Origin of the sequence: Roseinatronobacter sp. S2 (genome assembly GCF_029581395.1) — a bacterium.
In the GTDB taxonomy this organism is placed as follows: Bacteria; Pseudomonadota; Alphaproteobacteria; order Rhodobacterales; family Rhodobacteraceae; genus Roseinatronobacter.
Genome location: NZ_CP121113.1, coordinates 1948330 through 1966398, shown reverse-complemented (window position 1 = coordinate 1966398; position 18069 = coordinate 1948330). Strand labels below are relative to the sequence as shown.

The 18069-nt window shown below is 60.4% G+C and carries 18 protein-coding genes; 6 read left to right on the top strand and 12 right to left on the bottom strand.

The window, feature by feature from the left end; translation table 11 throughout:
- Positions 1 to 143 precede the first annotated feature (143 nt).
- The 6 genes from P8S53_RS09350 to dksA form a co-directional block, all read right to left on the bottom strand.
- Positions 144 to 656: a helix-turn-helix transcriptional regulator gene (locus tag P8S53_RS09350; protein ID WP_277803696.1), complete on the bottom strand. Its 513-nt coding sequence runs from the start codon at positions 654 to 656 to the stop codon at positions 144 to 146.
- A gap of 61 nt (positions 657 to 717) precedes the next feature.
- Positions 718 to 1068 (bottom strand): hypothetical protein, encoded by a 351-nt coding sequence (locus P8S53_RS09345; RefSeq protein ID WP_277803695.1) that lies wholly within the window; start codon positions 1066 to 1068, stop codon positions 718 to 720.
- Positions 1069 to 1474: 406 nt separating this feature from the next.
- Positions 1475 to 2701 carry a tryptophan synthase subunit beta gene (gene trpB / locus P8S53_RS09340; RefSeq protein ID WP_277803694.1) on the bottom strand — a complete coding sequence of 409 codons (1227 nt, stop codon included), beginning with the start codon at positions 2699 to 2701 and terminating at the stop codon, positions 1475 to 1477.
- 69 nt (positions 2702 to 2770) lie between these two features.
- Positions 2771 to 3355, bottom strand: a complete 585-nt coding sequence (locus P8S53_RS09335; protein ID WP_277803693.1) for a TIGR02281 family clan AA aspartic protease — start codon at positions 3353 to 3355, stop codon at positions 2771 to 2773.
- Positions 3356 to 3416: 61 nt separating this feature from the next.
- The gene (locus tag P8S53_RS09330; protein ID WP_277803692.1) at positions 3417 to 4580 is read right to left on the bottom strand and encodes an FAD-dependent monooxygenase; all 1164 of its coding nucleotides are present in this window, start codon (positions 4578 to 4580) and stop codon (positions 3417 to 3419) included.
- Positions 4581 to 4756: 176 nt separating this feature from the next.
- Positions 4757 to 5179, bottom strand: a complete 423-nt coding sequence (dksA, locus tag P8S53_RS09325; protein ID WP_277803691.1) for an RNA polymerase-binding protein DksA — start codon at positions 5177 to 5179, stop codon at positions 4757 to 4759.
- A 210-nt stretch (positions 5180 to 5389) separates the two neighbouring features.
- Here dksA and P8S53_RS09320 point away from each other — a divergent pair, with 210 nt between their 5' ends.
- The 5 genes from P8S53_RS09320 to P8S53_RS09300 are packed head-to-tail and all read left to right on the top strand — an operon-like array spanning position 5390 to position 9408.
- Positions 5390 to 6232, top strand: a complete 843-nt coding sequence (locus tag P8S53_RS09320) for a MoxR family ATPase (protein WP_277803690.1) — start codon at positions 5390 to 5392, stop codon at positions 6230 to 6232.
- A gap of 1 nt (position 6233) precedes the next feature.
- The gene (locus P8S53_RS09315) at positions 6234 to 6680 is read left to right on the top strand and encodes a GNAT family N-acetyltransferase (protein ID WP_277803689.1); all 447 of its coding nucleotides are present in this window, start codon (positions 6234 to 6236) and stop codon (positions 6678 to 6680) included.
- The gene (locus P8S53_RS09310) at positions 6677 to 8035 is read left to right on the top strand and encodes a DUF2927 domain-containing protein (protein WP_277803688.1); all 1359 of its coding nucleotides are present in this window, start codon (positions 6677 to 6679) and stop codon (positions 8033 to 8035) included. The genes P8S53_RS09315 and P8S53_RS09310 overlap by 4 nt, the downstream gene beginning before the upstream one ends.
- A 19-nt stretch (positions 8036 to 8054) precedes the next feature.
- Positions 8055 to 8219 carry a hypothetical protein gene (locus P8S53_RS09305; RefSeq protein ID WP_277803687.1) on the top strand — a complete coding sequence of 55 codons (165 nt, stop codon included), beginning with the start codon at positions 8055 to 8057 and terminating at the stop codon, positions 8217 to 8219.
- A 4-nt stretch (positions 8220 to 8223) separates the two neighbouring features.
- Positions 8224 to 9408, top strand: coding sequence for a VWA domain-containing protein (locus P8S53_RS09300; protein ID WP_277803686.1), 1185 nt, complete (start codon positions 8224 to 8226; stop codon positions 9406 to 9408).
- A gap of 66 nt (positions 9409 to 9474) precedes the next feature.
- Here P8S53_RS09300 and P8S53_RS09295 read toward each other — a convergent pair whose 3' ends face one another.
- The 6 genes from P8S53_RS09295 to nadA all read right to left on the bottom strand — a co-directional run bounded on the left by P8S53_RS09295 (position 9475) and on the right by nadA (position 16126).
- Positions 9475 to 10857 (bottom strand): MATE family efflux transporter, encoded by a 1383-nt coding sequence (locus P8S53_RS09295; RefSeq protein ID WP_277803685.1) that lies wholly within the window; start codon positions 10855 to 10857, stop codon positions 9475 to 9477.
- Between the two features lie 43 nt (positions 10858 to 10900).
- A complete protein-coding gene (locus tag P8S53_RS09290) occupies positions 10901 to 11854 on the bottom strand; it encodes a nickel/cobalt transporter (RefSeq protein WP_277803684.1) in 954 nt (317 codons plus the stop codon).
- Positions 11836 to 12504: a DUF1007 family protein gene (locus tag P8S53_RS09285; RefSeq protein WP_277803683.1), complete on the bottom strand. Its 669-nt coding sequence runs from the start codon at positions 12502 to 12504 to the stop codon at positions 11836 to 11838. Before P8S53_RS09285 ends, P8S53_RS09290 begins: the two co-directional genes overlap by 19 nt.
- A 160-nt stretch (positions 12505 to 12664) precedes the next feature.
- Positions 12665 to 13516, bottom strand: a complete 852-nt coding sequence (nadC, locus tag P8S53_RS09280; RefSeq protein ID WP_277803682.1) for a carboxylating nicotinate-nucleotide diphosphorylase — start codon at positions 13514 to 13516, stop codon at positions 12665 to 12667.
- Positions 13513 to 15072 carry an L-aspartate oxidase gene (locus tag P8S53_RS09275; protein WP_277803681.1) on the bottom strand — a complete coding sequence of 520 codons (1560 nt, stop codon included), beginning with the start codon at positions 15070 to 15072 and terminating at the stop codon, positions 13513 to 13515. The genes nadC and P8S53_RS09275 overlap by 4 nt, the downstream gene beginning before the upstream one ends.
- Before the next feature lie 4 nt (positions 15073 to 15076).
- A complete protein-coding gene (gene nadA, locus P8S53_RS09270; RefSeq protein ID WP_277803680.1) occupies positions 15077 to 16126 on the bottom strand; it encodes a quinolinate synthase NadA in 1050 nt (349 codons plus the stop codon).
- 379 nt (positions 16127 to 16505) lie between these two features.
- On the opposite strand from nadA, the gene P8S53_RS09265 reads away from it, so the two are divergent.
- The gene (locus P8S53_RS09265; protein WP_277803679.1) at positions 16506 to 18056 is read left to right on the top strand and encodes a trimethylamine methyltransferase family protein; all 1551 of its coding nucleotides are present in this window, start codon (positions 16506 to 16508) and stop codon (positions 18054 to 18056) included.
- Positions 18057 to 18069 lie beyond the last annotated feature (13 nt).

Here is an 18069-nt window from a genome sequence, read left to right as displayed (position 1 = left end):
GTTGCTGTGCCCCAGATAGTCGGCCTGCACCGGTTTGGCAAATCCCCAACAGGTGAAATTGGGCGGAAACACGCGGCGATCTGGTGCGGCGCGCAGCAGGTGCCAGTCACAGGGTGGCCGTCACCATAGCCATGCACGGTATATTATGCCACGTCAGATTTAGGCAACACAGGCTTGTCGACAATCAGATCGTCAATGAACAAACTCATCAACTGCCCGCGCCCGTTCACGTCGGCCTTTCGGTAGATGGCATTGGTCTGCGCCTTTACCGTGCCTTCGGATGTGCAGCGAAACTTCGCGATTTCGTGAATGCTGAACCCCTTGAGCACGAAGAACGCCACATCGCGTTCCGCAGGCGTAAGCCCCCATTCGTCAAACCGCTGGTCCATCAAATCAATAAATGCGCTGGAGGCGCGCTGCAAACGCGCTTCGGCACGGCCCAGTCTGATCTGGCTTTGCGTCAGGAGCACCGCCGACATGACCAACCCGATAATCAACGCCACAGCCGCGCCAATTTCGATCATCTCGCGCAATTTCCAGTCGATGGGCTGGCGTTCAATTCCCAGAATCGACATCACGATTTCACTAATGAAAAACAGCGCGCCCACGGCCTGCACACAGATCATTCCAAGGATCACGAGTTTCAACTTCACCATGCACCTCGTTCAACACGCGGGAACACTGAAACCATTTCACAGAAATCATGTATCATTCAGGTCACTTCCTGATGTCGGGCAAATTGCCCCCATCCAACACGGTGCCGCCCCGCGGCATGGCATCAGTTGTGCGTTGGGGAATGTCATTTGGCGCAAATTCAACAGCGTAATCGCGCAAGATCTGTCCTGACGACAGGTCAATCACCACTTCGCGCCATATTTGCCCCGCGGATGCAACAACACGCACCCGTCCCAGAAGGGTGCGTGTTACGGATTCGACGGAATAGCCCTGTTCTTGCAGCGCATCGCTGACCATTTCCGGGGAAAGCCTTAGGGATGGGTCGTCCTGCGCATGCGCGGTCGACATCACCATTGTGGCAACCAGACAGACCAGCGCGAACCTATGCGGCATCACAGGCATCAGATACAAACTCCGTAGCCGCCAAAAGGACACCGCTGCGCCGGCCGCGCCCGCATCCAGCGGCCAAAGCCACCGGATGCGGGGTTACACGCAATACTCGTTACACAAACGAAAGCCAGCGGTGAAAAAATGCATGCGCCCAAATTCGGGCAGATGCACACCACAACATAATTAAAACAGCCTACCGTTTACTTTACCGCTCACTCCAGAAACCTTGCACAAACCAATTACGCAGACGGCTGCAACCAATGACTTCTGGCCTTATGGCTAAAACATAGCACACTCGAACTAATGCCGCAGGCATCCGACCTGAATGCCCATCGACACGGCTTCGATAGCGACTAAGGAATGGTTAATCTATTCCTAATGGGTTTATTTCAAAGCCGTAAACCAAAGTTTACGCCCCCATTTCAAAGCCCAGATGCTTCGCAACGGTGAAAATATCCTTGTCGCCCCGTCCGCACATATTCATGACCAGCAAATGATCTTGCGGAAGCTCCGGCGCGATCTTCAGGACATGCGCCAAGGCGTGGCTTGGCTCCAGCGCGGGAATGATTCCCTCCAATGCGCAGCAGGTCTGGAATGCCGACAACGCCTCGGCATCGGTGATAGAGACATATTGCGCGCGGCCCATATCCTTCAGCCAGGCATGTTCAGGACCAATACCGGGGTAATCAAGGCCCGCTGAAATGGAATGCCCTTCCAGAATCTGGCCATTGTCATCCTGAAGCAGATAGGTGCGGTTGCCGTGCAGCACACCGGGGCGCCCGCCGGTCAGGCTGGCGCAATGCTCCATCCGGTCATCAACGCCGCGCCCACCAGCCTCGACACCGATGATATTCACGGATTTGTCGTCAAGGAACGGATAGAACAGCCCCATGGCGTTCGAGCCGCCGCCGATAGCCGCGATAATGGTATCGGGCAGGCGTCCTTCGCGTTCCATCAGTTGTTCGCGGGTTTCCTTGCCGATGATCGACTGGAAATCGCGCACCATCGCCGGATATGGGTGCGGGCCTGCGACAGTACCGATGCAATAGAATGTGTCATGCACATTGGTCACCCAGTCGCGCAGCGCGTCATTCATGGCATCTTTCAACGTGCCGCGACCGGATTTGACCGGCACAACCTCGGCGCCCAGAAGTTTCATGCGAAACACATTCGGGGCCTGACGTTCCACATCATGCGCGCCCATGTAAACGATGCATTTCAGACCGAAGCGCGCACAAACCGTGGCGGTCGCGACGCCGTGTTGGCCCGCGCCGGTTTCCGCGATGATCCGCGATTTGCCCATGCGCATGGCCAGCAGAATCTGCCCCAGAACATTGTTGATCTTATGCGCGCCGGTATGGTTCAGCTCGTCGCGCTTCAGATAGATTTTTGCACCACCGCAATGTTCCGTCAGGCGTTCGGCATAATACAGCGGTGACGGGCGGCCGACGTAATGTTTCCACAGGTCATCCATCTGCGCCCAGAAGCTGTCATCGGTCTTGGCGCGTTCGTATTCCGCTTCCAACTCCAGGATCAGCGGCATCAGCGTTTCCGACACGAAACGCCCGCCATAAATGCCGAAACGCCCCTGTTCATCAGGGCCGGTCATGAAGGAATTGATCAGATCATCAGGCATGCGCGTTTCCTCAAACGGTTGTTGGGGGAGTCCTAGCGCCGCGCGCCTGTCCAGACAAGCATATCCCGCCTATCTTTCCAGAATCAGCCGCTCCCCTTCGATAGAAATGCGGGCATAGCGGCGTAAATACCCCATACCCAGAAGCGAAATGTCCAATTGCCCTTCGTTGACGAAGGCAGGCACCTGTGTGTCGCGGATTTCCAGATCCCCATGCGCAAGGATCACTTCATCCAGACTGACGCGTGCAAGCCCCACGATTCCATTCGCCGTTCGTGCCTGCCCCAGATAGGCCAGCGTATCCGGGGCCAGCCCCACGCGTTCCGCATCGGCCTGCGACAACACCAGATCTGACGCGCCTGTGTCGATGATGAAGCGCACAGGTTCGGAATTGATCTGCAAATCCAGATGGAAATGCCCGTCGCGCGCGGCGCGCAGCACGATCGCACCATCGCCGTTCACAGAAACACGGCTGGTTTGCGATATATCCTGCCACAGCCCGTAACCTGCGGCTACACCAACGAAAATAAGCCCCCACAACAGGGCATGGCGCAACGTCTGGCCAAGGTTTTGCTGACGCGCAATCAGGAAATAGCTGATAAGAACTGTGCCCCAGATCCCAAGATAGAGCATCCGTGCAATCTGATCACTGTCCATACTACCCTCGTTGCGCGTGACCCTTATATCTGGGTGTCACGGCGCTGAATACCAGCAGATTTCACGCGCGCGTGACGTCATAGTCATAAATCCATGAAAACTGGCGCAATGCCGCATCGGGCCTGAGTTTTGATGCAAGCCGCAACCCCGCATGCGCGATCTGCGCCAGCGGCGGGCGCAGGTGGTAATTGCGCGCATTGTGATTCGCCGCCTTGATCACCTTTGCGACACGGTCGCGCCGTGCGTTCTGATACGCGTGAAAGGCGCGGTCAATCGGGGCGTGTTGCAGGCAGCGCAGCAGTTGCCACGCATCTTCCAGCGCCATATTCGCGCCCTGCGCCATGAATGGCAGCGTCGGGTGCGCCGCATCGCCCAGAATTGCAGCATGGCCGTTATGCCAGTGCCGCGCGACGGGGTGACGGAACAGCCCCCACAGATAAACCGAACTGACCTGCGCCAGCCAGTCCGGCACCGGACCGCCGAACCCCGCAAAGGCGGCGCGCAGATTGGCGGGGTTGTCAGGGTGGTTCCACCCCTCGGACGCCCACGCCTTGCGTTCTTCGACGGCGACAATGTTGCGCACGCGCCCCCCGCGCAACGGATAGCTGACCAGATGACGCCCCGGCCCCATGAAAACCTGCGCTTCCGGCAAACTATCGGGGGCGGCGGGAATCAGGGCGCGCCATGCCACCTGCCCTGTGAAAAACGGGGATTCGACTGCCCCGCCCTGCATCGCGGGGCGGATAACGGAATGCAGCCCGTCCGCGCCCAAGACAAGATCAGCCGCCAGAACCTCGCCGCCCTGCAAGGTCACGCGGGCGCGCGGGCCTTGGGTGTTGACATGCGCGACCTGCGCGACAAAGCGTGTCTGAACCCCGTCAAGCGCGCTGGCCAGCAGCGCAATCAGGTCCGCACGGTGAACAAGATGGAACCCCGCGCCACCTTCAGGCAGATCAAGCCGCATGACCTGACGACCGCTTGCCCCTTCATGCAGGACAACCGCCCTGCTGCGCATGGCAGATTGCGACAGCCCGTCGCCAAGGCCCAGTGCCTGCAACACCCGCGCACCATTGGGGCTGATTTGCAGCCCTGCCCCCACTTCGCGAAAATCGCCAGCCTGTTCCAGAACCAGCACCTGCGCGCCGCGCTGGCGCAAACCCGCAGCAACGGCCAGCCCCGCAATACCGCCGCCCACCACAATGACATCCACGCCAGCAAGCCCCAATCTGATACCCCTAACCCGTTGTAAAGGCGCATGACCACCTGCCTGACACGCCATATCGCGCAGCGTGGACAAGCGGCTGCACAAAAACCATACCCGCGCGCCGCGCATTGCCTTAGCACAAAAAAACCGGGTCCATAAGTGAACCCGGTTCCAAACTTCATACACGGCGCGTGCGATCAATCGTCGCGGTGAACACGTTCCTTGCGTTCATGCGCTTCCTGCGCCTGCAATGTCATTGTCGCAATCGGGCGCGCATCAAGTCGCTTTAACGAAATCCGCTCTCCCGTGACATCGCAATAGCCGAAATCACCGCTTTCAATGCGCCGCAACGCAGCGTCGATTTTCGAGATCAGCTTTCGTTGCCGGTCGCGAGTGCGCAATTCCAGTGCGCGGTCGGTTTCTTCGGACGCGCGATCCGCGACATCGGGAATGTTGCGGCTGCTATTGGCCAGATCGGCCAGCGTTTCCTGAGATCCTTTAAGAATGTCTTCTTTCCAGACCGTTAGTTTTCTGCGGAAATACTCCAACTGGCGATCATTCATGAAAGGCTCGTCTTCGGCCGGGCGGTAGTCATCCGGCAGGAATGTTTCTGGCTTCATGCCCCGTTCCCCTGTCTTTGCAGGATGATAGGTCTTGAGGTCTTCATCCATCTTGCACCCATAATCAGCGCTGTGACGGGCAAATAGCGGATGGGAAAAAGAATGTCACGCGCTTTCGCACCCTTTGTGAAACCTGCCTTGCCGCGCGTCACAGGGCAAGCTAGGTTTGCCCAAGATTATTGCGGCAAATGCAGGGAAAACATTAATAGCATGCGTTTCACGTCCACAGACTCCTACATCGCCAACGAAGATCTTCGTGTTGCGGTAAACGCGGCAATTACGCTGGAACGCCCGCTTCTGGTCAAAGGCGAGCCGGGCACCGGCAAGACCGAACTGGCACGCCAGATTGCCGCATCGCTTGGGGTGCCGATGATCGAATGGGGCATAAAATCGACGACCCGCGCGCAACAGGGACTGTATGAATATGACGCGGTGTCACGGTTGCGCGACAGCCAGCTGGGCGATGCGCGCGTGAATGACGTCAATAACTACATCCGCAAGGGCAAGCTGTGGCAGGCATTCGAGGCCGAGGGCCGCGTTGTGCTGTTGATTGACGAGATCGACAAGGCCGATATCGAGTTTCCAAACGATCTGTTGCAGGAACTCGATCAGATGGAATTCTTTGTCTACGAGACGGGCCAGATGATCCGCGCACGACACCGCCCGATTGTTATCATTACATCAAACAATGAAAAAGACCTGCCGGATGCGTTCCTGCGGCGCTGTTTCTTCCATTACATCAGCTTTCCTGACATCGACACGCTGAAGGAAATTGTTGATGTGCATTTCCCCGATATCAAACCTGCGCTTCTGACCACCGCGCTGACACAGTTTCTTGAAGTGCGCGACACACCGGGCCTGAAAAAAAAGCCCTCTACATCTGAAGTGCTGGACTGGCTGAAACTGTTGCTGGCCGAAGACCTGTCGCCCGAAGACCTGAAGCGTGACGGACCGAATGCGCTGCCGAAACTGCATGGCGCATTGTTGAAAAACGAACAGGATGTTCACTTGTTTGAACGTCTGGCATTCATGGCACGCAGGCAGGGACGGTAATATGACATTGGACATCAGGCCCGTTGGCGCACAAGACAAACCCCAATGGGCGCAGCTTTGGTATGCCTATCTGGATTTCTACGACACATCCTTGCCGCTAGCCGTCTATGACGCCACCTTCGCCGCGCTGCTGTCGGATGATCCGCACACCCCTTGCGGCTATCTGGCATGGCAAGACGGGCAGGCAGTCGGGTTGGTGCATTACCTGTTTCATTCCCATTGCTGGCACCCCGAAGGCGTATGCTACCTGCAAGACCTGTTCACCGCGCCCGAATCACGCGGCATGGGGGCGGGGCGCGCGCTTATATCAGCCGTGTACGCCGCAGCAGATGCGCGCGGCGCGGGCAGCGTTTACTGGCTGACACAGGATTTCAACGCAACCGCGCGCAAACTGTATGACAAGATCGGCGAAGAAACACCCTTCATCAAATACAAACGCCCCGCATGACGCGCATAATCCTGACCTGCGCCGCAGTGTTGCTGGCGGGTTGCGGTATGATGGGAACCGCCCCGACTGAAAAACCCGTAGACCTGTCGCTGCAAACCCGCGCAATCAGTTCACAGGCATTGTTCGGCGCCCCGCGCGCCTTCGCGCCCGAACGCAGCAACGCACAAATTGCCGAAGATATCCTTGAGCTGGGATTCCGGCTGGAATCAGGGCGCGAAATTCCGCAATTTTCCCGCTTTGACGGGCCAGTCACGCTGTCGCTGCACGGGCCGGTGCCGCCCTTGGGTGTTATCGAAACCGACAGGCTGATCACGCGGCTGCAACGCGAAGCGGGCTTGGATATTCGCCGCGTCGATGGTCAAGGCCAGATTGCGGTTGAATTTGTGCCGCGCGCAGCCCTGCGCCGTGCAGTGCCCAATGCGGCCTGTTTCGTGCTGCCCAATATCACCAGCTGGGACGAATTCCGCGCCAATCCGCGCGCGCCGGAACTGGACTGGACACGCGTTGTCCGCCGTGACCGCGCGCTTGTCATTGTGCCCGCCGACAGCACGGTTCAGGACATGCGCGATTGCCTGCACGAAGAAATTGCGCAGGCCCTTGGTCCGTTGAACGACCTTTTTCGTATTGGCGAAACCGTGTGGAATGACGACAATTTCCAGACAGTTCTGACAGGGTTTGACATGCTGGTGCTGCGGGTGTGGAACGATCCCGCGTTGCAACCCGGAATGACGCGGGCCGAAGTGGGCGAACGCCTGCCCGCCTTGCTGGCACGGCACAACCCGTCGGGGGCGACCAGCAGGGTCGATCTGGACAAAATCCCGACACCGATGGAATGGACACGCGCGGTTGAATCGGCCCTGGGGGCGACATCGCGCCGCGCCAGTTTCCGCGAAGCGCAACGCGCACTGGCCATCGCACTGGACCAGCGCTGGCAGGATGAACGCCTTGCATTCAGTCTGTTCCTGTCCGCGCGCTTCGCGCCCCCGGAAGATGGCGCGCAGGCGCTGGATGCGATGATACTGGCCGCACGAATTTATGGCACACGCCCGGGAACGGCGGTGCACCGCGCGCATGTTCACCTGCATCTGACGGCACAGGCGCTTGCCGGTGGACAGCATGATCTGGTGTTGCAACTGACCGACAGTGCAATGACCGTTGCGCGCCGCACGGAAAACGGTGCATTGCTGGCATCATTGATGCTGTTGCGCGCGCAATCTCTGGAACATCTGGGCCAACGCGCAAAGGCCGAAGAACTGCGTCGTGACTCGGTCCCGTTTGCGCTGTATGGCTTCGGGTCGGAACAGGCCGCCGACAACCGGCGCGATGAAATCGCGACCCTTGCGCGCCGGAACTGAAGCAGAAGGAACACCATAAATGATCGTGATTTTCGGACTGATAGCAGGCGCGGCACTGGGCCTGCGCAGCGCACATAAACGCGGCGGCAACCGGCTGGACAAGGCGCAATATGCCGCTGTGGGCGCGATTATCGGCGCGCTTTTGGGCTTGTTTGCCACGATCGGACTTGAGAAACTGTTGTAACCCCATGTTTTTGCCCTTTTTCCAGAACCTGCGTGACCATGGCGTGCCAGTATCCCTGCGCGAATTTCTGACCTTTCTGGAAGGGGTGCAGGCGGGTCTTGCGACCTATGATGTCAAGGGGTTCTATTATCTGGCGCGCGTGGCCATGGTGAAGGATGAGCGCCATCTGGACCGCTTTGACCGCGCCTTCAGCGCCACCTTCAAGGGCGTGGAGGGGATTTCCCTTGATCACGTGCTGGAAGCCGTCAACCTGCCACGCGACTGGCTGGAAAAACATGCCGAAAAACACCTGAGCGCTGAAGAACGCGCGCAGATCGAGGCGCTTGGCGGCTTCGACAAACTGATGGACACCCTGAAGCAGCGGCTGAAAGATCAGAAAGACCGCCATCAGGGGGGCAGCAAGTGGATAGGCACGGCGGGAACATCGCCCTTCGGGGCGTATGGCTATAACCCCGAAGGCGTGCGCATCGGTCAGGATGCATCACGCCACAGGCGGGCGGTCAAGGTCTGGGACAAACGCGAATTCCGCAACCTTGATGACAACGTGGAACTGGGCACGCGCAACATCAAGGTAGCGCTGAAACGGCTGCGCAAATGGGCGCGCGACGGGGCCGCCGACGAACTTGATCTGGATGGAACAATCCGCGCCACCGCCGAACAGGGCTGGCTGGATGTCAAGACGCGCCCTGAACGAAGAAACGCCGTTAAACTTTTGCTTTTGCTGGATATTGGCGGATCTATGGATGATCATGTGCGCGCGGTCGAAGAATTGTTCAGCGCCGCACGGGCCGAATTCAAGCATCTGGAGCATTACTACTTCCACAACTGCCTGTATGAATTTGTCTGGCGCGACAACACACGGCGCTGGACGGACCGCATTGCGACATGGGATTTACTGCGCAGCTATGGCAGCGACTGGAAATGCATATTCGTGGGTGACGCGGCCATGTCGCCCTATGAAATAGTCTATCAGGGCGGCGCGAATGAGCATTGGAACGAGGAATCGGGTCAGGTCTGGCTGAACCGCGCGCGCGCCCAATGGCCGGACACCCTGTGGATCAACCCGACACAGGAACAGCATTGGCGCCACACCCAGTCCATTGGCATGATCGAGCAGATATTCGAAGGGCGCATGGTGCCCATGACGCTTGACGGCATCACCCGCGGCATCAGGGAACTGGGGCGCTAGAATATGCCTTCAGAATGGCGGGTTTGTCGATCTCGGATTCGGCGTGACTTGAACAGACCGTGACCGCTACCTGACCACCGCCCAAGGTTTGGCAGCACTCCGCCCCGGCCCGCGCCAGAATCGCCACATCAGCGCCAGTGCCGCCGCACTCAGCCCCACGGCAAGACCGGCCCAGATACCTTCACCGCCCCAGCCCAGCCGGATACCGAACACATAGGCCACAGGCAGGCCCAGCCCCCAATAGCTGAACGCCGCAATCCACATCGGAACGCGCGTATCCTGCACACCCCGCAACAACCCCATTCCCATGACCTGCGCGCCATCTGCCAGCTGAAAGAACGCAGCAATCACCAGAAATGACGCACCAATAGCAATGATCGTGTCGCGTGCCGGTTCATCGGGGCCAAGAAAAACCCCCACAAGCTGTGGGCCAAAGCCAATATACACCACCATCGTGGCCAGCGCGAAACTGATCGACACGAATGTGGCCGCCCGCGCGACACCACGCAGCGCTTGTTGGTCCTGCCGCCCCCGCGCCCGTCCCACCAGCACAGTGCCCGCATTGGAAAAGCCCAGATGCACCATGAACAACAGCGCCGTGATCTCCAGCGCAATGCCGTGGGCTGCCAGCTCATGCGTGCCAATCCAGCCCACCATGATGGCGGCCGCTGAAAACAGCGCAGTTTCCGCAACCAGCGCCACGCCGATCGGCCAGCCCAACCGCCAGACAAGCCCCATCGCCACCCAATCGGGCCGCCAGAAGCGCTGGAACAGCGCATAGCGCCGCAGGGACGGCAACAACGCGCAATAAAGCGCCAGCCCCAGAACCGTGGCAATCTGCACCGCGATGGATGCCAGCGCCGCGCCCCGCACCCCAAGTTCCGGCGCACCCAGATTGCCGAATATCAAAATCCAGTTCAGCCCGATATTCAACACCACAGCGCCCAGTGTCAGCAACAATGCGATCTGTGTGCGTCCAAGCGCCGCAAGGTAGTTTTTCAGGACCATCACCGCCAGCGCAGGAACCAGCGACAGGCCGATAATACGCAGATACACTTCTGCCAACGGCACGACATCGACGGGTTGTTGTGCCAGCGTCAGAAACGCACCTGAAAACCAGAAGAACGGCAGAACCGCGATCCCGAATGCAATGGACAGCCACAGCCCCATGCGCGTGCTGCGCCGCACCATGGTATCATCATCAGATGCGGCCGCCGTGGCCACCATGGGCATGACCGCGTTGGCGAAGCCTGTGCCGAAAATGAACACGGTGAAAAACAGCGCAGCCCCAATGACGCCGGCTGCCAGGTCCAGCACACCATACCAGCCCAGCATGATGGTATCTGTGACCGCCAGCAGGAATTGCGCCAGATGGCTGCCCGCCAAAGGCAGCCCAAGGGCCAGCACCGCCCGCAAATTTTTTCCGAATGGGTGTGTTCGCACTGTCATGTTTCACGCTTTACGCGCGCAGCAATACCAACGGCAAGGGGGGTCAGAATATTTTTAACATGTTCAGCGCCAAAATCACGATGATCAGCCCCGCCACCACCTCGAACACCGGCATAATGCCTGTCAGCCGCCCCATGCGCTGTGCCCATCCCAACGCGCCCTCGCGCGCCATGACCGCCAGCGCGGCGACTGCCATTGTCACCGACGCGGTGCCAAGCGCCATGATCAGTGCCCCTGCAATGCCCTGCCAGACCAGACCCATGCGCCATGTCAGAATCAGCAGAAACAATGCGCCCGTGCAGGGACGAATGGCAATCGCGCCGATCAGCGCGATGGTGTCGCGCCAGTCATGCAGTTGCGCCACTTCCGATACAGTTGGCCCGTGGCGGTGCCCGCAGCTTTCGCATGCGCCGTCATGATCATGGGTATGGGTTTCATGGGTATGGCCGTGCGTATGCGCATGGGTATGGCCGTGCGCATGGGCCGCAGCAGACTGGGCACGCCGCTGCACATTCAGGCGGCGCGCACCGCGCCATGACAGCCACAGCCCGACCGCCGCAATCGCCACAAGGCTGGCCTGATCCAGCCAGACATCACCGGCATGTTGCATACCTGCGCGCGAGGCGTTGAAGATCAGCACACCACCATACACCAGAAAAATGGCGCAGATCCCCTGCGCCAGCGATGCCGCAAGCCCCACGCCCATCAACCGGCGCAGCGGCACTTGCGTGCCCGCGCCATATGCGCCCAACAGGAACTTCCCATGCCCCGGCCCGACTGCATGGACAAACCCGTAGGCAAAGCACATCCCCCACAATGCCAGCAGGGCGCCGGGCTGGCCTGCATGCAACGCGCGCAATCCGCCTGCAAGCTGTGCCTGAAAACTGCGCTGCGCCGCCTGCGCCCAATCGCCCAGCCCGTCCAGCCCGCCAGCCGCCCACAGGCCTAGCAGCGCAATCGCAACAAGGGCCGAAACGCTTACGATGGCTGTGCGCATATGATGCGAACCTCCTCCGAGAACAGGGCACCGACGGGCGGAAATTCGGCCTCTATATCCCCGCCAGAGGCCAGCACTTCGTCCAGTGCGGCATCCAGCTGCGCGCCTGCCGCGTCCCAGTCCGGTTCGAATATTCGGGCGCTGCAATCATCCCGGCCGGTGATCTGCGGCATATCGGTGATGGTATAGCTGGTGTAATAGCTTGGATCATGGATCGACACGGTCCATTCCGCTGCCGGATCGGGCAGTTGCTGAAATTCACGCAGATGCGACGATTGCAGATGCCCGTCCACATAATCGGATGTCCATTCCACCGGCCCGCTTAACGGCAGGGACTGGCCGTTCTGTGTCACATGGGTATCACCGTGGTAATCAGGTATCCAGTTCATGTCGAACCCGTCCAGAAGCGGCTGCTCGTCTGGCGTCACGGTTCCGCTGAAATCCGGGTCAAGCCCCATGTCACTGACCAGAAGCATCGAAAAGAACGGGTCATAGGTCCAGAAAATACGCAACGCTTGCGGGGCACCCTCGGCATCGAAAAGCACCTCCAGTTGCGCATCGACAAAGATATGCGGGTGCGACTGCGCCACCTGTGCCCCTGCACAAAGGACCAACCCTGCTGCCAACGCCTGCTTTCTTATCGTTGTCATTGCGTGCCACCTCTGGCTGCTGATCTACCCTGCACACGACACGGGTTCAACCCGCGCGGCCATCACACAAGCGGCAGTCTGCCCGCGGCGGCGGCGCGCATGGGTGGGCGGGTGGGGCGTGACGGCGCTGCGGGCAGAATGCCGCTTGCGCGACACCGCCCTAAAAATCCAGTCCCAGATCCAGAACCCGCGCGGAATGCGTCAACGCGCCCACGGAAATATAATCAACACCGGTTGCGGCCACGTCTGCAATCCGTTCCAGCCGCATATTCCCCGACGCTTCGGTCACCACATGCCCCGCCGCCATGGCGACCGCGCGGGCCAGCGTTTCGGTGTCCATATTGTCCAGCAGCACAACATCGGCGCCGCCCGTGTCCAGCACCTCGCGCAGCTGCTCCAGCCTGTCCACTTCGATTTCAATGCGCATCATATGGCTGGCGCGCGCGCGCGCTGCGCGCAAAACAGGGACAATGCCGCCCGCCGCCGCAATGTGGTTGTCCTTGATCAGGATCGCATCAGACAGGCCAAAACGATGCGCCGACCCGCCCCCGTGCAACACCGCCTGTTTTTCGACCACACGCAGCCCCGGTGTTGTCTTGCGCGTGCAGGTGATGCGCGCCTGCGTGCCAGTCGCTTGCGCCACGAATGCCGCCGTCAGGGTGGCTATTCCCGACAGGCGGCCTGCAAAATTCAATGCCACCCGTTCCGCCGACAGGATGGAACTGGCAGCCCCTTCGATTGTCATGACGGTCTGCCCTGCCGTAACCTGCGCGCCGTCAGCGGCCAGAACGTCAATCTTCAAGGCAGGGTCAACCAGACGAAATGCGATACAGGCCAGCTGCACCCCCGACACGACGCCCGCATCGCGCGCATTGAGTGCTGCGCAATACTGCGCATCTGCGGGGATGACCGCGCGCGTGGTCACGTCGCCATTGGGGCCAAGATCTTCGATCAGGGCCGCGCGCACCAGCGGTTCCAGCAGCACATCGGGCAATGGGGGATAGGTGGTCATGAATGCTCCGTCTGTGCCGTGGCGCGCAAGGACTGCGCTTGTGTCAATGTCATGAAACTGCGGCTGGCTTGCGCAGGGTCGGATTGCGGGAAATCATCGCGCCAATGTGCACCACGGCTTTCGGCCCGCGCAAGGGCCGATGCGGCAATCAGGGTCGCTGTGACGCACATATTCCTGAAATCCAGGTTTTCAGCATGCGCGCTTTCCAGTTCTGCAATCTGTGCCAGCGCCCGCGTCAGCCCCTGCGCTGTGCGCCGCACGCCGACATGCGCACTCATGATCTGGCGCAACTGCATCACCGCATCGCTGTCCAGCGCCACGCCCCCTGCGGGAAACTCCAGCGCTACCACCGGCGCATCGGCACGGCCATCCAGCGCCTGCGCCATATCAGCAGCAGCCGCACGCGCGAAAACCAGTGCCTCCAACACCCCGTTAGAGGCAAGCCGGTTCGCCCCGTGCAAGCCGGTTGAGGCCGCTTCGCCGCACACCCAAAGCCCCGCCAGACTTGAGCGCCCCTGCCGGTCAGTGGCGACCCCGCCCATATGGTAATGTGCGGCCGCCGCAACAGGCACCGGCACTGCCGCAGGGTCCAGCCCCGCGCGCATGCAGGCGTCATGAACCGCAGGATAGCGCGCGGCCAGATCCGCGCCGATGACCGCGCGCATGTCCAGCATGGGGCGCAGTCCGGCCTGCGTCTGCGCAAATACCGCACGCGCCACAATATCGCGCGGCGCAAGATCGGCCTGCGGGTGCAGATCATCCATAAAATGCGCCCCTGCCGCATTGACCAGTCGCGCCCCTGCCCCGCGCAGCGCTTCGGTCGCCAGTGGCGCGGGGTCCAGTCCCAGATCCATTGCGGTGGGGTGAAACTGGATGAATTCCATATCGGCCATCATCGCGCCCGCGCGCGCGGCAAGCCCCATGACCTGCCCGCGAATGCGCGGCGGGTTGGTGGTCAGCGCATATAACCCGCCCGATCCGCCCCCTGCCAGCAACACCGCAGGTGCGCGCAGAAGCACCGGTTCTGACCCGCCCGCCGCGCGGGCCAGCCATATGCCGGTGACGCGCCCGCCCTCGACCTCCAGTGCCTGCGCGACGACACCTTCCATGACCTGCACCGACGGGGTTGCCCGCACTGTGGTGATCAGGGTTTCCATGATTTTCTTGCCGGCCTGATCGCCCTTGACGCGCACCACCCGCGCCGTGGAATGCGCGGCTTCGTGGTTCAGCTGGAACTGCCCGTCTGCGTCGCGGTCAAAGGGCGTGCCGCGCGCCGCTAGGTCCAGAATATGGTCGCGCGCGGCCTTGGTGACCATGCTGGCCACATCTGCATCCACTGTGCCCGCGCCCGCCGCAAGCGTGTCGCTGGCATGGGCTTCGGGGCTGTCATGCGCGGCCATTGCCGCCGCAACCCCGCCTTGCGCCCAAGCCGAAGATGCCCCTTCGCCCAAGGCTTCGGGTGAAATGACCAGCACAGGGTGCGGGGCCAGCGACAGGGCTGCATACAGCCCCCCAAGCCCCGCGCCAATGACAACCACGCGGTTGGTGCGCAGCATTCGGTCAGGCCTTTTTCGCGGAAAGGTCGATCATGCGCTGAACGGCCAGACGGGCCTTGTCTGCAACCGCAGGGTCAACTTCAACCGCTGTGGTCATGGTGTGCAGCGACCACAGCACTTTTTCCAGCGTGATCATCTTCATATAGGGACACATGTTGCATGGGCCAATGAATTCCACATCCGGATGCGCATCCGAGATGTTGGACGCCATGGAACATTCCGTCACCAGCATGGCGCGTTCGGGGCGTTCACGATCCACATAGTCCAGAATGCCGGATGTCGATCCTGAAAAATCGGCCTCTGCCACAACATCGGGGGGGCATTCGGGGTGGGCAATAATACGCGTGCCGGGGTTCCAGTCGCGGAAGTCGCGAATATCCTGCGCGGTATATTGTTCATGTACGATGCATGACCCGTCCCACCACACAATGCGTTTTTCGGGCACTTGTGCCGCCACATTCTGCGCCAGATATTTGTCCGGCGTCATGATGATGGTGTCGGCATCCAGCGCGCGGATGATCTGCACGGCATTGGACGATGTGCAGCAAATATCGGACGCGGCCTTCACTTCGGCAGTGGTGTTCACATAGGTCACCACCGGCGCACCGGGGTAGCGGGCGCGCATTTGCGCCACACCATCGGCGGTAATGCTTTCGGCCAGCGAACAGCCCGCGCCCATATCGGGCATCAGCACCGTTTTGGCGGGATTCAGGATTTTCGATGTTTCCGCCATGAAATGCACGCCGCATTGCACGATCACATCTGCGCTGGTGCGTGTGGCCTCGATCGCCAGTTGCAGGCTGTCGCCCACCACATCGGCGACCCCGTGAAAGATTTCCGGCGTCATGTAATTATGCGCCAGAATGGCGGCATTGCGCTGTTTTTTCAGCGTGTTGATCGCGGCCACATAGGGGGCATGAATGGCCCAGTCCACAGGCGACACCACGCGCTGCATGCGTGCGTATTCCGCCCCCATGCTGGCCGCCAGTTCGGGGTTTGGCGCCAGATCATAAATCGCGTTCAAATCCTGACGAATGGCAGGCATATCCAGCATGGCAAGGCTCCGGTCACAATCCACGCCGATCCTGGCGAGTGGGTTTGATATGGTGGGAAGATGGCACAGATCAAGGCAAATCAGGCGTGTAGGCCTAATTCTGCACGGGCGTGATCCACGGCATCGGGGTGTGGGCAATTCCTCCTGCGGCCTTTGACCCAAGGTCTTATATTCGCACTTAACCCTTTGCACCCGCGCTGTCCAGACAAGCGCGGCAGTGCGATGTCGCTTTGCACCCTATTGCGCCGCAAACCGGCGATTGGCACCGCGCGAAGGGCAGTATCAAGGCGTCATGAACAGGCGTTGCGCGCCACTGGTCCGTTTGGGCCGCTGGATCTGCGCGGCGCAACGACCACATATGGCAAGGGGTGCCGGAACCATGACACAAGCAGCAGAACAAGCGGCGCGGCGCGGGCGCGGGGGTGGCGGCGCTGCACGCCGCGCGGCACGCAGCGCAGTCAGCGTTGAAACCGCGCGCTATATCAGCCGGAACATCCCGAACCTTGATGTGCTGAACGAAGAAGCGCTGGCCATTATCGAGGCTAATGCAGAAACCGTGCTGGCTGAAATCGGCGTTAATTTCGTGGACAACCCCGAAGCGCTGGACCGCTGGCGTAATGCCGGTGCGGATGTCACCGGCGAACGTGTGCGCATTCCGCGCGGGCTGGCCCGCCAGCTATGCGCCACTGCGCCCGCGACGTTCACGCAACACGCGCGCAACCCCGAACGCAATGTCGAAATCGGCGGGCGCAATCTGGTGCTGGCCCCTGTCTATGGCCCGCCCTTCGTGCGCGATGCAGCCAGCGGGCGTCGTTATGCCACGATGGAAGATTTCCGCAATTTCGTGAAGCTGGGCTATATGTCCAAATGGCTGCACCATTCCGGCGGCACCGTGTGCGAACCCACCGATATTGCCGTGAACAAGCGCCATCTGGATATGTTGCAGGCGCATATGCTGTATTCCGACAAGCCCTTCATGGGGTCGGTCACGGAACCTGTGCGCGCGGCCGATTCCGTTGAAATGGCAAAATTGCTGTTCGGGGGCGATTTCGTGGACCAGAACACGGTCATGACATCGCTGATCAATATCAACAGCCCGCTGACATTTGATTCCGTGATGATGGGCGCGCTGGAAATCTATGCGCAGTCCAATCAGGCCTGCATCATTTCGCCCTTCATTGTGGGCGGCGCAATGGCGCCCACCACTGTGGCAGGCACGCTGACACAGGTGCTGGCCGAAGTGCTGGCGGGCGTGGCCTATAGCCAGCTTGTGCGCCCCGGTGCGCCGGTGATTTTTGGTGCGTTTGTCACATCCATCGACATGAATTCCGGCGCGCCCACCTTTGGCACGCCAGAAGCCGCGCTGATCACCTATGGCGCGGGACAACTGGCGCGGCGGCTGGGGTTGCCCTACCGGTCGGGCGGGTCGTTTTGCGGATCGAAACTGCCCGATGCGCAGGCCGCCTATGAAACCGCCAACAGCCTGAATATGGCCCTGCTGGCGGGCGTGAATTTCATGCTGCATGCCTGCGGCTGGCTGGAAGGCGGGCTGGTGTCATCCTATGAGAAATTTGTCATGGATGCCGACCAGTTAGGCGCGCTGCACCATCTGGCACGCGGTATCGACATGTCCGAAAACGGGCAAGCCATGGATGCGCTGCGCGAGGTGGGTCCGGGCGGGCATTTTCTGGGATGCGCGCATACGCAGGAAAATTTCAAATCCGCATTCTGGCGGTCCGATATGCTGGATTACAAACCCTTCGAGACATGGGACGAAGAAGGCGCGCGCGACACACAGGCGCTGGCCAGTGTGCGTGTGTCGAAAATGCTGGGCGATTATCAGCAACCCGCCCTTGACCCCGCCATTGCAGAGGCTGTTCAGGCCTATATCGACCAGCGCAAGGCGTCTGAACCCGACGCATTCGGCTAGGCGCTGCATCTGC

Coding starts and splice junctions, on each gene's coding strand:
- P8S53_RS09350 (WP_277803696.1), bottom strand. CDS start 656: ATGGTGAAGTTGAAACTCGTGATCCTTGGAATGATCTGTGTGCAGGCC.
- P8S53_RS09345 (WP_277803695.1), bottom strand. CDS start 1,068: ATGCCGCATAGGTTCGCGCTGGTCTGTCTGGTTGCCACAATGGTGATG.
- trpB (WP_277803694.1), bottom strand. CDS start 2,701: ATGCCTGATGATCTGATCAATTCCTTCATGACCGGCCCTGATGAACAG.
- P8S53_RS09335 (WP_277803693.1), bottom strand. CDS start 3,355: ATGGACAGTGATCAGATTGCACGGATGCTCTATCTTGGGATCTGGGGC.
- dksA (WP_277803691.1), bottom strand. CDS start 5,179: ATGAAGCCAGAAACATTCCTGCCGGATGACTACCGCCCGGCCGAAGAC.
- P8S53_RS09320 (WP_277803690.1), top strand. CDS start 5,390: ATGCGTTTCACGTCCACAGACTCCTACATCGCCAACGAAGATCTTCGT.
- P8S53_RS09315 (WP_277803689.1), top strand. CDS start 6,234: ATGACATTGGACATCAGGCCCGTTGGCGCACAAGACAAACCCCAATGG.
- P8S53_RS09310 (WP_277803688.1), top strand. CDS start 6,677: ATGACGCGCATAATCCTGACCTGCGCCGCAGTGTTGCTGGCGGGTTGC.
- P8S53_RS09305 (WP_277803687.1), top strand. CDS start 8,055: ATGATCGTGATTTTCGGACTGATAGCAGGCGCGGCACTGGGCCTGCGC.
- P8S53_RS09300 (WP_277803686.1), top strand. CDS start 8,224: ATGTTTTTGCCCTTTTTCCAGAACCTGCGTGACCATGGCGTGCCAGTA.
- P8S53_RS09295 (WP_277803685.1), bottom strand. CDS start 10,857: ATGACAGTGCGAACACACCCATTCGGAAAAAATTTGCGGGCGGTGCTG.
- P8S53_RS09290 (WP_277803684.1), bottom strand. CDS start 11,854: ATGCGCACAGCCATCGTAAGCGTTTCGGCCCTTGTTGCGATTGCGCTG.
- P8S53_RS09285 (WP_277803683.1), bottom strand. CDS start 12,504: ATGACAACGATAAGAAAGCAGGCGTTGGCAGCAGGGTTGGTCCTTTGT.
- nadC (WP_277803682.1), bottom strand. CDS start 13,516: ATGACCACCTATCCCCCATTGCCCGATGTGCTGCTGGAACCGCTGGTG.
- P8S53_RS09275 (WP_277803681.1), bottom strand. CDS start 15,072: ATGCTGCGCACCAACCGCGTGGTTGTCATTGGCGCGGGGCTTGGGGGG.
- nadA (WP_277803680.1), bottom strand. CDS start 16,126: ATGCTGGATATGCCTGCCATTCGTCAGGATTTGAACGCGATTTATGAT.
- P8S53_RS09265 (WP_277803679.1), top strand. CDS start 16,506: ATGACACAAGCAGCAGAACAAGCGGCGCGGCGCGGGCGCGGGGGTGGC.